General features: G+C 41.6%; 15 protein-coding genes. 13 read left to right on the forward strand and 2 right to left on the reverse strand.

What is annotated here, in order from left to right:
- The 13 genes from A0765_RS06360 to A0765_RS06420 form a co-directional block, all read left to right on the forward strand.
- A partial coding sequence (locus tag A0765_RS06360; RefSeq protein WP_257000827.1) for an LPXTG cell wall anchor domain-containing protein occupies positions 1-516 on the forward strand: 516 nt, incomplete at its 5' end.
- Between the two features lie 306 nt (positions 517-822).
- Complete coding sequence (locus A0765_RS06365) at positions 823-1635, forward strand: glycosyltransferase family protein (RefSeq protein WP_257000829.1); 813 nt, start codon at positions 823-825, stop codon at positions 1633-1635.
- Positions 1580-1756 carry a hypothetical protein gene (locus A0765_RS06370; RefSeq protein ID WP_062005399.1) on the forward strand — a complete coding sequence of 59 codons (177 nt, stop codon included), beginning with the start codon at positions 1580-1582 and terminating at the stop codon, positions 1754-1756. Before A0765_RS06365 ends, A0765_RS06370 begins: the two co-directional genes overlap by 56 nt.
- 106 nt (positions 1757-1862) lie before the next feature.
- Complete coding sequence (gene holA, locus A0765_RS06375; RefSeq protein ID WP_062005401.1) at positions 1863-2900, forward strand: DNA polymerase III subunit delta; 1038 nt, start codon at positions 1863-1865, stop codon at positions 2898-2900.
- A gap of 91 nt (positions 2901-2991) precedes the next feature.
- Positions 2992-3597: a superoxide dismutase SodA gene (sodA, locus tag A0765_RS06380; RefSeq protein ID WP_062005403.1), complete on the forward strand. Its 606-nt coding sequence runs from the start codon at positions 2992-2994 to the stop codon at positions 3595-3597.
- 113 nt (positions 3598-3710) lie between these two features.
- On the forward strand, positions 3711-4763 hold the full coding sequence (locus A0765_RS06385; protein WP_062005405.1) for a serine hydrolase: 1053 nt from the start codon (positions 3711-3713) through the stop codon (positions 4761-4763).
- 196 nt (positions 4764-4959) lie between these two features.
- A complete protein-coding gene (locus A0765_RS06390) occupies positions 4960-5739 on the forward strand; it encodes a YhfC family intramembrane metalloprotease (RefSeq protein WP_062005408.1) in 780 nt (259 codons plus the stop codon).
- A 297-nt stretch (positions 5740-6036) separates the two neighbouring features.
- Positions 6037-6723 (forward strand): Crp/Fnr family transcriptional regulator, encoded by a 687-nt coding sequence (locus A0765_RS06395; protein WP_062005410.1) that lies wholly within the window; start codon positions 6037-6039, stop codon positions 6721-6723.
- A 304-nt stretch (positions 6724-7027) separates the two neighbouring features.
- Entirely contained in the window at positions 7028-8257 is a 1230-nt protein-coding gene (gene arcA / locus A0765_RS06400; RefSeq protein WP_005590767.1) for an arginine deiminase, read from the forward strand.
- Between the two features lie 57 nt (positions 8258-8314).
- The gene (gene argF / locus A0765_RS06405) at positions 8315-9331 is read left to right on the forward strand and encodes an ornithine carbamoyltransferase (RefSeq protein WP_005590765.1); all 1017 of its coding nucleotides are present in this window, start codon (positions 8315-8317) and stop codon (positions 9329-9331) included.
- Between the two features lie 158 nt (positions 9332-9489).
- Positions 9490-10437 (forward strand): carbamate kinase, encoded by a 948-nt coding sequence (gene arcC / locus A0765_RS06410; RefSeq protein WP_005590764.1) that lies wholly within the window; start codon positions 9490-9492, stop codon positions 10435-10437.
- 212 nt (positions 10438-10649) lie between these two features.
- On the forward strand, positions 10650-12164 hold the full coding sequence (locus A0765_RS06415; protein WP_045499182.1) for a YfcC family protein: 1515 nt from the start codon (positions 10650-10652) through the stop codon (positions 12162-12164).
- 21 nt (positions 12165-12185) lie between these two features.
- Positions 12186-13520, forward strand: a complete 1335-nt coding sequence (locus tag A0765_RS06420; protein WP_062005412.1) for a dipeptidase — start codon at positions 12186-12188, stop codon at positions 13518-13520.
- Between the two features lie 90 nt (positions 13521-13610).
- Here the strand turns inward: A0765_RS06420 and A0765_RS06425 are convergent, their stop codons facing one another.
- On the reverse strand, positions 13611-14081 hold the full coding sequence (locus A0765_RS06425) for an arginine repressor (protein WP_005590761.1): 471 nt from the start codon (positions 14079-14081) through the stop codon (positions 13611-13613).
- A gap of 13 nt (positions 14082-14094) precedes the next feature.
- Positions 14095-15123 carry a tRNA preQ1(34) S-adenosylmethionine ribosyltransferase-isomerase QueA gene (gene queA / locus A0765_RS06430; RefSeq protein WP_062005414.1) on the reverse strand — a complete coding sequence of 343 codons (1029 nt, stop codon included), beginning with the start codon at positions 15121-15123 and terminating at the stop codon, positions 14095-14097.
- Positions 15124-15126 lie beyond the last annotated feature (3 nt).

Raw genomic sequence — 15126 nt, forward strand, 5'->3', positions numbered from 1 at the left:
AGCATGAGCAACAGCGTGTCCGCTTCAATCAGTGCATCTGAATCAGCAAGCACAAGCATGAGTAACAGCGTAAGTACATCTACATCACTTAGCAATAGCGTTTCAAACAGTTTGAGTACAAGTGCGTCACAACAATCTAACTCATTCAGCTATAGTAAGGGTGAGCCAACAAGCGAATCTAAGCCAGAGTTTAACCTTCCTAGCTACCTTGAATCTGTAAGTGCAAGTGAGTCAGTCTCAACAAGCACAAGCTTGAGCAACAGCGCAAGTACCTCAGCTAGCTTGTCTGACAGTGCTTCAATCTCAAGTGCTACAAATCACTCTCAAGCACCTAAGCCACAGCCTGCACAACCAGAACAAGTCAAAGTTACTCCAAACGCTAAGGCTTTACCAAATACAGGAACTGCAAGTAACCAATTTGCTGGTCTTGGATTAGGAGTAGCTGCCTTGGTAACTGCCTCTCTTCTTGGTAAGAAGAAGAGATCAGCAGCTTCTGAAATGGATTTAGAAGACTAAGTTCCAAAAATCGGCTACAATGAAATTTTGTTGATATCATTTTAGCGATGAAGATAAGAACCCCGGATGGCTCAAGGCTATCTGGGGTTTTTGGGCTCTTTTCTACCATTTGTCAAGTCTATCAGGGCTTTAAGTAAAAAAGAGATAAGACAGTAGCTATTCTGAGGTTACTGTCTTATTTTTAACACTTTTTGATCCATAAAAGGGCATGCTAAAAAACACCTCATCTGGTATTTTTTGAAACAAGGTGTTACCATAATACGGCATAGACAGCCTTTAGGATTCAGAAAGAAAGGCATAACCACTATGATTTGTTTGTTTGACCGCTATGATCAAGCAAGTTTTGATTTGTTACGTTCATTAAAAGCAACAGGACTTGATTGTCCTGTTGTTGTTGTACAAGACGATGGCTATCTTGCACCAGATGTTGAGTCTCCTTACAGTTATTTTACAGGAGACTTGGACACGCCAGAAGGCCGGGCAATTTATTTTAATCTTGTCCCGAAACCTCACCTATGGGAGATCCGCTCCAGCAATGTAAATGGCGAAATCTTGGATATGGGCAAGAAGCGTGCCAATATTTTCTATCGCCAACCGACGCATGAAAGACGTGTGCGGGCTGTCGAATGGCTGGATACAGAGGGGAAAGTTCGAGCAGCAGATATCTACAATCGCAAAGGACGGCTTTTCGCACAAATAACCTACGACCAGACACAACGTCCGACCCATACTCGCTATTTTGATCAGAGCAATGTCGTGGTCATTATGGAAAATCATCTGACTGGCGATATTATCCTGACACTGGAGGGAAAACGTCATATCTTTAAATCCAAACAAGAATTTGTCGTCTTTTATCTTCAGTATCGTGGATATGATACAGATCGTATTATTTATAATTCTCTAGCGACTCCCTTCTTGGTGGCTTACGCTCTTCGTCCTAAAAATGGCCGTGCAGAAGATGTTCTTTTCTGGCAAGAGCCTATCGGAGAGGCTTTACCAGGCAATATGAAAGCGGCTATGAAGCTGCCTCATCGCAATATCCGCATCGCTGTTCAGGACAATCATGCCAGAGAAGAAAAAGGGAATTCTGCAGGAACATATCAACGAGCAACTAGATAATCGTAGAAAACCGTTGAAAAGAGAGAAGCAAGAGTTTAGTATGATTGCAGTTCTAGGTGGCATTCTTTTTCTTATCACCCTCTTGGTCACAGTCATCATGCAGTTGGGACAATTCTTTTAATCCCTGATATTCTAGTCAGAATGATGAAAAACAGCAGACTTTCCTGCTGTTTTTTGTTACAATTTATACATGACTAAGAATCAAGAAAAAGGAAGGGAGTACCACTGTGTTAGCAATTGAAAAAATTAGGAAAATCACTCCCGAAAACCTTCCGCCTTTAACGATCTTGACGGGAGACGACTTGGGGCAATTTGAGCTGTTAAAAGACGAGTTTTCGAAACAGATTCACTACGATCCAGCGGATTTGAATGTCACGTTGTTTGACATGAAAGAAACGTCTTATGCAGATGTGGAGTTAGATTTAGTCAGCCTGCCCTTTTTTGCGGATGAAAAGATTATCATTTTAGATCATTTTGCGGATCTAACGACAGCAAAAAAGCGCTATTTATCGGATGAAGAGCTCAAGTCCTTTGAGCAGTATTTGGAAGCTCCTAGTAGCACGACCAAATTGGTCATTTTTGCGGAAGGCAAGCTAGACAGCAAACGCCGACTAGTCAAGATACTCAAGCGAGATGGACAGATCTTTGAAGCAGCTGAGATTAAGGAAGCAGACTTACGTCAGTATTTTACCAAACAAGCCCAGCTTGAAGGTCTGGACTTTGCTCCGAAGGCTTTTGATCACTTGCTGATCAAATCAGGCTTTCATTTTAGCGAAATCAGTAAAAACTTGGCTTTTCTGAAGTCTTATAAAGAGTCGGGGCAAGTCAGTCTGGAAGATATCGCTGAGGCCATTCCCAAAACCTTGCAGGACAACATTTTTGATTTGACCCAGCTGATTTTACAGAAACAAATTGATGCCGCACGGAGTTTGGTGCGCGATCTAACCTTGCAGGGTGAAGATGAAATCAAGCTGATTGCCATCATGTTAGGCCAGTTTCGAATGTTTACTCAGGTCAAGATTTTAGCGGATAATGGCCGATCCGAGAGCCAAATCGTGTCGGATTTATCAGACTATCTTGGACGCAAGGTGAATCCCTTTCAAGTCAAGTTTGCGCTTAAGGATGCGCGTGGGCTTAGCCTCAGCTTTCTGAAAAGAACCCTGACCTGTTTGATTGAAACGGACTACCAGATCAAGTCTGGCCTTTATGACAAGGACTACCTTTTTGACCTTGCCTTGCTAAAAATCGCAACAGGAAACTTCTAAAAGCTTAGCAAAATTTATAAGCAAAATAGTTGAAAAATGTGCGTTTTTACGTTATGATTTGTATAATAATAAAGAAAATGAGGACAAGTAAATGGCAATTATTTTACCAGATCTACCTTATGCATACGACGCTTTGGAACCTTACATCGATGAGGAAACAATGCACCTTCACCATGACAAGCACCATCAAACTTACGTGAATAACGTAAATGCAGCGCTTGAAAAACATCCTGAAATTGGTGAAGATTTGGAAAAACTGTTGGCAGATGTTGAGTCTATTCCAGCTGATATTCGCCAAGCAGTGATCAACAACGGTGGTGGACACTTGAACCACGCTCTTTTCTGGGAATTGATGACTCCTGAGAAGACAGCTCCTTCAGCAGAACTTGCAGCAGCAATCGATGCGACATTCGGTTCATTCGAAGAATTCCAAGCAGCCTTCACTGCAGCAGCAACAACTCGTTTCGGCTCAGGTTGGGCATGGTTGGTTGTCAATAAAGAAGGAAAGCTTGAAGTAACTTCAACAGCAAACCAAGATACACCAATCTCAGAAGGTAAGACACCAATCCTCGGCTTGGACGTTTGGGAACATGCTTACTACGTGAAATATCGCAACGTGCGTCCTGACTATATCAAGGCTTTCTTCTCAGTGATTAACTGGAACAAAGTAGATGAACTCTACGCAGCAGCTAAATAATAGAATTATAAAACGGATCGCAATGATTCGTTTTTAAATGCCCTTAAATTGACCTTTCTACTTGTTATTTTAATGAGAATCTTTTATAATACTAAAATATTAGGAGAAAAACTTTGATTAAAAATGACATTAAGAAACTGGCTTGCTGGTTCGGTGGTGTTTTCTTATTTATTTGTTTTTTGGGTCTTTTGGTGGAGCCACAGCGAGCTGATAAAAAGATAGCAGAAGCAGGTCAATCAATTGCTTCTTCACAGGCTACAGAAGGAGAAGAAACAAAATCTGAGGCGACTGCGCGTGCTAGCAAGACGATGGAAGAGAAGCAAGAGGTGATAGAGCAAGACCTTCCAACCATGGAGGCTTTGGGTTTATCTTACGATTATGCGAATATGACCTTGCCACAAATTGTTCAGGCTTATATGGATGACATGGGAATTGACTCTTCGCAGATTGCTTTTTCTTATAAAGATTTGACGAGTGGGCAAACTTATGCCATGAATGATACCCAGCCTATGACAGCAGGCTCTACTTATAAACTCCCCCTGAATATGTTGGTTGTTGATGAGGTAGCAGCAGGAAAATTATCGCTGGAAGAGCGGTTTGATATTACCAGTACCAGCTATGAATACAAGGGAGAGCATGATAACTATGTAGCGGCCTTCAATGGCGCCATGTCTATTCCTGATATGCAGGAGTATTCCTTGGTCTATTCTGAAAATACGCCTGCTTATGCGCTAGCAGAGCGACTGGGTGGGATGGATAAGGCCTACAGCATGTTTGGAAGGTATGGCCGGTCAAAAGCTAAAGTCAAGACGATCAGCAGAGAGAATAAAACAACAACGGACTACTATATTCAAGTTCTGGAGTATCTGTGGAATAATCAAGAAAAATACAAGGACATTCTTTATTTTATCGGTGTTTCCTTCCCTGGTGAATATTACAAACGTTATTTATACGATTTGACAATTTACCAAAAGCCTGGATATGTTAGAGAGGCACTTAATGTTGATGCTATTGTTATGGAGGAGAAGCCCTATATTGTGGCACTTTATACAGCCTATTTAGGTGGCAGCACAGAAGCCAGTGAGGAGATTAGTGGAGTTGGTATTGATCAGGTCGGTCAAATTGCCTATATCATCAATGAGTGGCACCGGGTCAACATGAATTAAAATCGGCCCAGCAACTAGGCTCTGCAATGAACCTGCTGAATGAGGCTGTTTTATAGAAAATAGTTGTAGAATGCGAGTCGATCCTCGCATTTTGTTCTGAATATGAGTTTTCTGACCAGCTTTTTTAGAGGATTGACATCTGGGAGGAAAAAGGTATAATTCTAGTAAAACTTTTAATAGTTGAGGAGACGATTTCATGCTTCAAACGCATATTTTGATTGCTATGGTGCTGATTTTAGCCGCTGTAGTCATTCCAGTAATTTATTTTAAAAAGACCAAGCAGATTTCCCTGCTTGTTTTCCTCTTGGGAGGGGTTGGATTTTATCTGTCTAGTCAGATTTTCGAAAATCTCCTACATCGATTGGTTCTACAGCCTCAGGCTGATGGAACGATTGCTCTAATGAAAAATGCTCCCTTGCTTTATGTTTTGTATGGCATTGCAACGGCAGCTATCTTTGAGGAGATGGCGCGCTATGTGATTTTTCGATATCTACAAAAGAAGCGTCCACTGACTATCGGTGATAGTCTGGCCTATGGTTTAGGACACGGCGGGATCGAAGCTCTTTTCATCGGTATTTCAGGTCTCTTGAGTCTGTTTGTCCTCGCTCATCTAGTCAGCCAAGGGAACAGCCCCTTGCTAGCGAAATTACCCCAAGCGACGATTTCTTATGTACAAAAACTACAGGCAGGTCAAATTTACTTACTGGCTTTCGAGCGTATTTTAGCACTTGCAATCCAAGTATTCTTGACTTTCTGGGTTTGGACGGCTGTAAAAGATAAGAAGCTAGGCTATTTTCTTGCAGCTCTGGGCTTTCATGCTTTGATTGATTTGGCTCCTGCTCTGGTTCAAGTTGGTTGGCTGACTCAACCGATTCTGGTTGAAGTGATTATTTTGGTAGAATTTCTTGCTCTGGTATTTTTGACTAAGAAGTTTCTATCGATATCAATTTTTAATACCAAGAGTAAAAATGTTTAATCAAGCTCAAGTAAAGTAGGTAAGGGTTTAAACAAGATTAGATAGTAAGGGGAGGTTAGGACAAAAGGGTCCTAGCCTCTCTTTCGTTGGAAAAGGATTCTTAATGTACTTAGCAGGAGTATTTTAAAAGTTCTGAGAGAATGTTTAAAACGAATTTTCAAAGCAAGCGAGTAAAGCTAAGTTGCTAATGATTTACTTTAATATTATTCTTTTTTACTAAAATAAACTAGGCTAATAATTTCTGTTTCTGGAAGCGGATTTATGCTATAATACTAATAGCAAGAAAGAAGGGTTATTATGATCAATAAGGAACATTATCAGGTTATTAGACGACATCCAGCATTTGCACATTTTCCTGTGGAAATTTTTGATAAAATTGCTATTGAGATTCAATTTCGCAAGATTCCCAAGGGGCAGATTATTTTCTTTTCAGGAGACCGTAGGGATCGTCTTTTCCTCCTGCATCGAGGCTATGTTCGTATCGAACAGTATGATTCAACTGATACTTTTTCTTATATGGATTATATTAAAATGAATAGTGTGTTTCCGTATGGAGGTATGTTTTTCGATGAGCGTTATCATTATACGGCTAGCGCGGTCACCAATGTCGAATATTTCAGCATTCCTATGGACTTGTTTGAAGGCTATTCAAAAAAGAATGTCGATCAGCTGTTGTTTATCACCAAGCGTTTATCACAGATTTTAGAATTTCAGGAATTGCGCTTACGGAATGTCGTCTCAGCCAGTGCTACGGATCGCGTGACCCAGTCTTTATCTATTTTGTGCAAGGATCTGTGCAAAGAGCAGGATACACTTCCATTTCCAATGAGTATGAAAGAGTTGGCCAAGTTAGGAGCCACTACACGTGAAACAGTCAATCAGGTTCTAAAAAAACTAAGAGAAGAAGGAGTGATTGACTACGAGCATAAAAAATTGACATTTAAGAATAAGGATTACTTTATGAGATATTTTGAAGGAAGCTAATCAATCATTTGATTGGCTTTTTTCAAACATTTTTACACATTTAAAAGCTTTTTCTGATCATATTCTAATATTAATTGAACATATATTTTTTACAAAAAAATATATATTCCTAAAAATAATAGAACAACCAAAATATGCAAAGAAAACGCTTTAAAATAAATAAATATCATAATGTTTTATAAAAAATGGAAAGAATTTGGCATTTGTAATGTAAGATTTTAGGTGTAAGCCTTTCCAATTCATGATAGAATAATAGCATAAAAGGGATTGGGAAACCAAACCTCAACGAAAAGGAGGACAATAGATGTCTACACATCCAATTCATGTTTTCTCAGAAATTGGAAAACTGAAAAAAGTTATGTTGCACCGTCCGGGCAAAGAGCTGGAAAACTTGCTACCGGACTACCTAGAACGTCTTCTTTTTGATGACATTCCTTTCTTGGAAGATGCTCAAAAAGAACACGATGCATTCGCTCAAGCTCTTCGTGATGAAGGAATTGAAGTTCTTTATCTCGAAAAATTGGCTGCTGAATCCTTGATTTCTCCAGAAATTCGTGAACAGTTCATCGAAGAATATTTGGAAGAAGCAAATATTCGTGGACGCGAAACGAAGAAAGCTATTCGTGAATTGCTGCATGGTATCAAGGACAACCAAGAATTGGTTGAAAAAACAATGGCTGGGGTTCAAAAAGCTGAATTGCCAGAAATCCCTGATGAAGCGAAAGGTCTGACTGACTTGGTAGAATCAGATTATCCATTTGCGATTGATCCAATGCCAAACCTTTACTTCACACGCGATCCATTTGCTACCATTGGTAATGCCGTATCGCTCAACCACATGTTTGCAGATACTCGTAACCGTGAAACACTTTACGGTAAATACATCTTCAAATATCACCCAGAATACGCTGGAAAAGTGGAATTGGTTTACAACCGTGAAGAAGATACTCGTATCGAAGGTGGAGATGAGTTAGTTCTTTCTAAAGATGTATTGGCAGTTGGTATTTCTCAACGTACAGACGCAGCATCTATCGAAAAACTTTTGGTGAACATCTTCAAGAAGAATGTTGGCTTCAAGAAAGTATTGGCCTTTGAATTTGCTAACAACCGTAAATTCATGCACTTAGACACTGTCTTCACTATGGTTGACTATGACAAGTTCACCATTCACCCAGAAATCGAAGGCGACCTTCGCGTTTACTCAGTTACTTATGAAAACGAAAAACTGAAGATCGTTGAAGAAAAAGGTGACTTGGCTGAGCTTCTGGCTCAAAACCTTGGCGTAGAAAAAGTTCATTTGATTCGTTGTGGTGGTGGTAATATCGTAGCAGCTGGACGTGAACAATGGAATGACGGTTCTAACACCTTGACTATCGCTCCTGGTGTGGTAGTGGTGTATGACCGCAATACTGTAACCAACAAGATTTTGGAAGAATACGGGCTTCGCTTGATCAAGATTCGCGGAAGTGAATTGGTTCGGGGCCGTGGTGGACCTCGTTGTATGTCTATGCCATTTGAACGTGAAGAAGTTTAATTCGTGTTCGACAATTTATCAATAGAAATTTAATAACTAGAAAGAGGAAATAACAGAATGACACATTCAGTATTCCAAGGACGTAGCTTCCTTGCAGAAAAAGACTTTACTCGTGCAGAATTAGAATACCTAATCGGACTTTCAGCTCACTTGAAAGACTTGAAGAAACGCAATATTCAACACCATTATCTTGCTGGTAAGAATATCGCCCTCTTGTTTGAAAAAACATCTACTCGTACGCGTGCAGCCTTTACTACAGCAGCTATTGACCTTGGTGCACATCCAGAATACCTTGGTGCTAATGATATTCAGCTTGGTAAGAAAGAATCTACAGAAGATACTGCTAAAGTATTGGGACGTATGTTTGACGGGATTGAATTCCGCGGCTTCAGCCAACGCATGGTAGAAGAATTGGCAGAATTCTCAGGTGTTCCAGTATGGAATGGTTTGACTGATGAATGGCATCCAACTCAAATGCTTGCTGACTACTTGACAGTTCAAGAAAACTTTGGTCGTTTGGAAGGCTTGACATTGGTTTACTGTGGTGATGGACGTAACAACGTTGCTAACAGCTTGCTGGTAACAGGAGCTATCCTTGGCGTTAACGTTCACATCTTCTCACCAAAAGAACTCTTCCCAGAAAAAGAAATTGTTGAATTGGCAGAAGGCTTTGCTAAAGAAAGCGGCGCACACATCCTCATCACTGAAGATGCAGACGAAGCTGTTAAAGGTGCAGATGTACTTTACACAGACGTTTGGGTATCTATGGGTGAAGAAGATAAATTCGCAGAACGCGTTGCACTTTTGAAACCTTACCAAGTTAACATGGAATTGGTGAAGAAAGCTGACAATGAAGACTTGATCTTCTTGCACTGCTTGCCAGCATTCCACGATACAAATACTGTTTACGGTAAAGATGTCGCTGAAAAATTTGGCGTAGAAGAAATGGAAGTAACAGACGAAGTCTTCCGCAGCAAATATGCTCGCCACTTTGACCAAGCAGAAAACCGTATGCACACAATCAAAGCTGTTATGGCTGCTACACTCGGCAACCTTTACATTCCAAAAGTATAATTTATAAACCGTAATACCAACAGCTATGAGGGCTGCGACTAATAGCTTTAGTCCAGTCCTCTTTTATATGATGGAAATCTGTTATTTCTTATAAAAATTTGAAAAAATATTAAACCGAAATCTAAAGGCATTCAATTGAATGTGATAAAGGAGAATTTATGGCAAATCGTAAAATTGTAGTAGCTTTGGGAGGAAATGCGATTCTTTCTTCTGATCCGTCAGCAAAAGCTCAACAGGAAGCTTTGGTGGAAACAGCTAAGCATCTTGTAAAACTGATCAAAAATGGAGATGATTTGATCATCACTCACGGTAATGGTCCTCAAGTTGGAAATCTTTTGCTCCAACACTTGGCTGCCGATTCTGAAAAGAACCCTGCTTTCCCACTCGATTCACTTGTTGCTATGACAGAAGGTAGCATCGGTTTCTGGCTGCAAAATGCCTTGCAAAATGCTCTTTTGGATGAAGGCATCGAGAAAGATGTTGCTTCAGTTGTGACACAAGTTGTTGTCGATAAAAATGACCCAGCTTTTGTTAACTTGAGCAAACCAATCGGTCCTTTCTACTCAGAAGAAGAAGCAAAAGTAGAAGCTGAAAAGAGTGGAGCGACTTTCAAAGAGGATGCTGGCCGCGGTTGGCGCAAGGTTGTTGCTTCACCAAAACCTGTTGATATCAAGGAAATCGAAACAATTCGTACCCTCTTGAATGCTGGTCAAGTGGTCGTTGCTGCTGGTGGTGGCGGAATTCCAGTCATCAAGGAAGACAACGGTCATTTGGCTGGTGTTGAAGCTGTTATTGATAAGGACTTTGCTTCTCAACGCTTGGCGGAATTAGTCGAAGCTGACCTCTTCATCGTCTTGACTGGTGTAGATTACGTCTTTGTCAACTACAACAAACCAGACCAAGAAAAGTTGGAACATGTGAATGTTGCTCAGCTAGAAGAATATATCAAACAAGACCAATTTGCCCCAGGAAGCATGCTTCCAAAAGTAGAAGCAGCTATCGCTTTTGTCAACGGCCGTCCAGAAGGAAAAGCAGTTATTACTTCCCTTGAAAATCTTGGCGCTTTGATCGAATCTGAAAGCGGAACAATTATTGAAAAAGAATAAGCTATTTTACTAGTAAAATATATGGTATTTCTAACGTCTTTATATCAAGTTAGGAATATTTCTTGAAAATAAGTGCGCTATTTTCAAAAAATACTAGTTTTTTAGACCTTAATGTGGTAAAATAAATATAAATAGAAAGCGTTTTTCTTAAATATTTATTTAAGAAAGTGGTTGGTTTTTTGCACTTTGTTAGACATTAGGAGGAAAAACAAATGAGTGAAAAAGCTAAAAAAGGGTTTAAGATGCCTTCATCTTACACCGTCTTGTTGATAATCATTGCTATTATGGCAGTGTTGACTTGGATCATCCCTGCGGGTGCCTTTGTGGATGGTGTTTATAAAGCCCAACCTCAAAATCCGCAAGGGATTTGGGATGTTCTCATGGCACCGATTCGGGCTATGCTAGGTACTCATCCAGAGGAAGGCTCGCTGATTAAAGAAACAAGTGCAGCGATCGATGTAGCCTTCTTCATCCTCATGGTTGGTGGTTTCCTTGGTGTTGTTAATGAAACTGGTATGCTAGACACTGGTATTGCTTCTATTGTGAAGAAGTACAAGGGCCGCGAAAAAATGTTGATTTTGGTTCTCATGCCTTTGTTTGCCCTCGGTGGTACAACTTATGGTATGGGTGAAGAAACCATGGCCTTCTATCCTCTCCTTGTGCCAGTTATGATGGCTGTTGGATTTGATAGCTTGACTGGGGTTGCCATTATCTTGCTCGGTTCACAGATTGGATGTTTGGCATCTACTTTGAACCCATTTGCGACAGGTATTGCTTCATCAACTGCAGGTGTAGGTCTTGGTGAAGGGATTATCCTTCGTTTGATTTTCTGGTTTGCTTTAACTGGTCTTAGCACTTGGTTCGTTTACAAGTATGCTGATAAGATCCAAAAAGATCCAACTAAGTCTCTCACTTATGCAACACGTGATGAAGATATGAAATTCTTCAATGTTGGAGAAGATGAAGAAAATGTTAACTCAACTCTTACTAAGAAACAAAAACATGTCTTTGTTCTCTTTGTACTGACCTTTGTCTTGATGGTCTTGAGTTTCATTCCATGGAGTGACTTAGGTATTACTCTCTTTGGAGACTTAAATACTTGGTTGACTGGTCTTCCAGTTATCGGTAAGATTGTTGGTTCATCTACAGCTGCTTTGGGTACTTGGTACTTCCCAGAAGGAGCAATGCTCTTCGCCTTTATGGGTATCCTTATTGGTGTTGTTTATGGTCTTAAAGAAGACAAGATTATTTCTGCCTTCATGAATGGTGCTGCTGACTTGCTCAGTGTAGCCTTGATCGTAGCAATTGCTCGTGGTATCCAAGTTATCATGAACGATGGTATGATTACAGATACTATCCTCAACTGGGGTAAAGAAGGTCTGAGCGGTCTGTCTTCACAAGTCTTTATCGTTTTGACTTATATCTTCTATCTGCCTATGTCATTCTTGATCCCATCTTCATCTGGTCTTGCCAGCGCGACTATGGGTATCATGGCTCCACTCGGAGAATTTGTCAATGTGCGTCCTAGCTTGATCATCACTGCTTACCAATCTGCTTCAGGTGTCTTGAACTTGATCGCACCAACATCTGGTATTGTGATGGGAGCTCTTGCGCTTGGACGTATCAACATTGGTACTTGGTGGAAATTCATGGGCAAACTTGTAGTTGCTATCATTGTAGTGACTATCGCCCTTCTTCTCCTTGGAACGTTCATTCCATTCCTATAAAATAGTGAGTAAGGTGATTCCATGAAAACATATATAACAAATCAAGTTAAAGATGGATTTCTTACATCATTAAAAACCTTGATCTCCTACCCTTCGGTACTTAACGAAGGAGAAAATGGAACACCTTTTGGACAAGCAATTCAAGATGTCCTAGAAAAAACTTTAGAGATTTGTCGAAGTTTAGGTTTCACTACCTATCTTGACCCTAAAGGTTATTACGGATATGCAGAAATCGGTCAGGGAGCAGAGCTCCTGGCCGTTCTCTGTCATTTGGATGTTGTTCCATCAGGTGATGAAGCGGATTGGCGGACACCGCCATTTGAGGCAACTATCAAAGACGGCTGGATCTTCGGACGTGGTGTCCAAGATGATAAGGGACCATCAATGGCTGCTCTTTATGCAGTCAAGGCTCTGCTAGATAGCGGAGTAAAATTTAAAAAGCGGGTTCGGTTTATCTTTGGTACGGACGAAGAGACACTTTGGCGCTGTATGGGGCGGTACAATGAACTCGAAGAAACAGCGACGCTCGGCTTTGCGCCAGATTCTTCCTTCCCTCTGACCTATGCTGAAAAAGGCCTCTTACAGGTCAAGCTGCATGGTCCTGGTTCAGAACAGCTAGAGCTAGAAGCAGGAGAGGCCTTTAATGTTGTGCCTGGCAAGGCTAGCTATCAAGGAGAACTTTTGGAGCAGGTCGTGGCAGGTTTGCAGGCAGCTTCTTTTGACTACGAGCAAAATGACCAACAAGTCACTGTTCTCGGTCTACCTAAGCATGCCAAGGATGCAGCTGAAGGTATCAATGCTATTGTTCGGCTAGCGACAGTTTTACAGCCTTTACAAGCTCATCCTGCTCTAGCCTTTATTGCAGAAGCAGTGGGAGACGATGCGACTGGCAGCCGTTTATTTGGTGACATTTCGGATGAACCCTCTGGTAGACTCTCCTTTAATATTGCAGGTCTGACGCTGAACTCAGAAAAGTCTGAAATCCGTATTGATATTCGGATTCCTGTCTTAGCGGATAAAGATCAGCTAGTAGCACAACTAGCGGAGATTGCTGGGCGCTACCAGCTTGACTATGAAGAATTTGACTATCTGGCTCCGCTTTATGTACCTAAGGACAGCGAACTGGTCAGCACGCTGATGGCTATCTATCAAGAAAAGACTGGCGATACTAGTCCAGCTATGTCCTCTGGTGGGGCTACCTTTGCTCGAACCATGCCAAACTGTGTAGCCTTTGGTGCTCTTTTCCCAGGTGTAGAGCAGACGGAACATCAGGCCAATGAACGAGCGTCTTTGGAAGATCTCTATCATGCGATGGATATCTATGCTGAGACTATTTTCCGCTTGGCAGGGGAGTAAAATTGCTAGGATAGATGTTAGTTCTACTAATTTTCTTTGCAAAAAATCTTGCTAAAAATAACAAAAGAGTTGGAAAATCCAACTCTTTTGTTATTTACTAAAGAAAAATGGGGGTGCAAATTCTTTGAGTTTATCAAAGCATTCGATAGCAGCTTGATTATCTTCGCAGATGATCAGGCAGACATCGTCTCCACAGACGGTAGCAACAATCTGGGGCAACTCCAAAGCATCTAAAATGGCACCAAAAGATTGGGCTAGTCCGGGTAAGGTTTTCATGACGACTTGATGCTGGACGGGGCGGAGCATGACGAGGGCGTCTTCCATGTAGAAGCGCAGCCTTTTCTCCCAGCGAGAAGGGGCGATGCTGTTAATGACATAGTAGGATTTGTCATTTTCGGTCACTTTGACTAGATTGAGAGTTTTCATGTCACGAGAAAGGGTAGACTGGGTGACAATGACACCATTTGCTTCCAGTAGTTCTTGGAGTTCCTGCTGGGTATGGACTCTTTTTTCCATGATAAGGGAGCGGATGAGGCGATGCCTACTTTCGATTTTATTCATAGATTCACCTGTATTATTTGATAAACATAGCGTCGCCAAAGCTAAAGAAGCGGTAGCGCTCAGCGATAGCATGCTCATAGGCTTGCAGTGTCAGTTGGCGTCCAGCAAAAGCTGATACCAGCATGACAAGGGTTGATTTTGGCAAGTGGAAGTTGGTTGAAAAAGCATCGACAATCTTCCACTGATAGCCCGGTTTGATAAAGATATTGGTCCAGCCGGAGTCTGCTTGGATTTGACCCTCAAATTTGCTGCCGATTGTTTCCAGTGTTCGGATAGAAGTGGTACCGACAGCAACGATGCGGTGGCCGCTTGCCTTGACTTGGCGCAGGGTCTCAGCTGCTTCTTCAGACAAACTATAAAATTCGGAATGCATCTCATGCTCTTCCAGATTGTCAACTGATACGGGACGGAAGGTTCCGAGCCCGACATGCAGCGTCAGGTAGACGAGCTTAACGCCTTTTGTCGCAATTTTATCCAGCAATTCCTCTGTGAAATGGAGGCCAGCGGTTGGAGCGGCAGCGGAGCCGTTTTCTTTGGCATAGACTGTCTGGTAGCGTTCACGATCCTCTAGCTTCTCATGGATATAAGGCGGCAGGGGCATTTCACCCAAACTTTCTAGGACCTCTAGGAAAATGCCTTGATAATTAAAGCGAACGATCCGTCCGCCGTGTTCTAGCTCTTCTGTAACAGTGGCAGTCAAACGGCCATCACCGAAAGAAACACGCGTTCCGACTCTGAGTCGTTTGGCAGGCTTGGCTAGAACTTCCCAGAAGTCTCCTTGGGTATTTTTCAAGAGTAGGAGCTCGACATGGCCACCGGTTTCAGGCTTGGTCCCATAAAGGCGAGCTGGCAGGACACGAGTGTTGTTCATAACCAAGGCATCACCTGGCTCAAGTTGGTCAATAATATTGTCAAAATGTTGGTCACTAAACTGGCCAGTTTCCCGATCTACAATGAGCAGGCGAGAAGAGTCTCGCTTCTCCAGAGGGGTTTGAGCAATCAGTTCTTCCGGCAAGTGAAAATCAAAATCAGCAGTATTCATTCT

It is taken from the genome of Streptococcus cristatus, assembly GCF_001588905.1.
In the GTDB taxonomy this organism is placed as follows: Bacteria; Bacillota; Bacilli; order Lactobacillales; family Streptococcaceae; genus Streptococcus; species Streptococcus cristatus_N.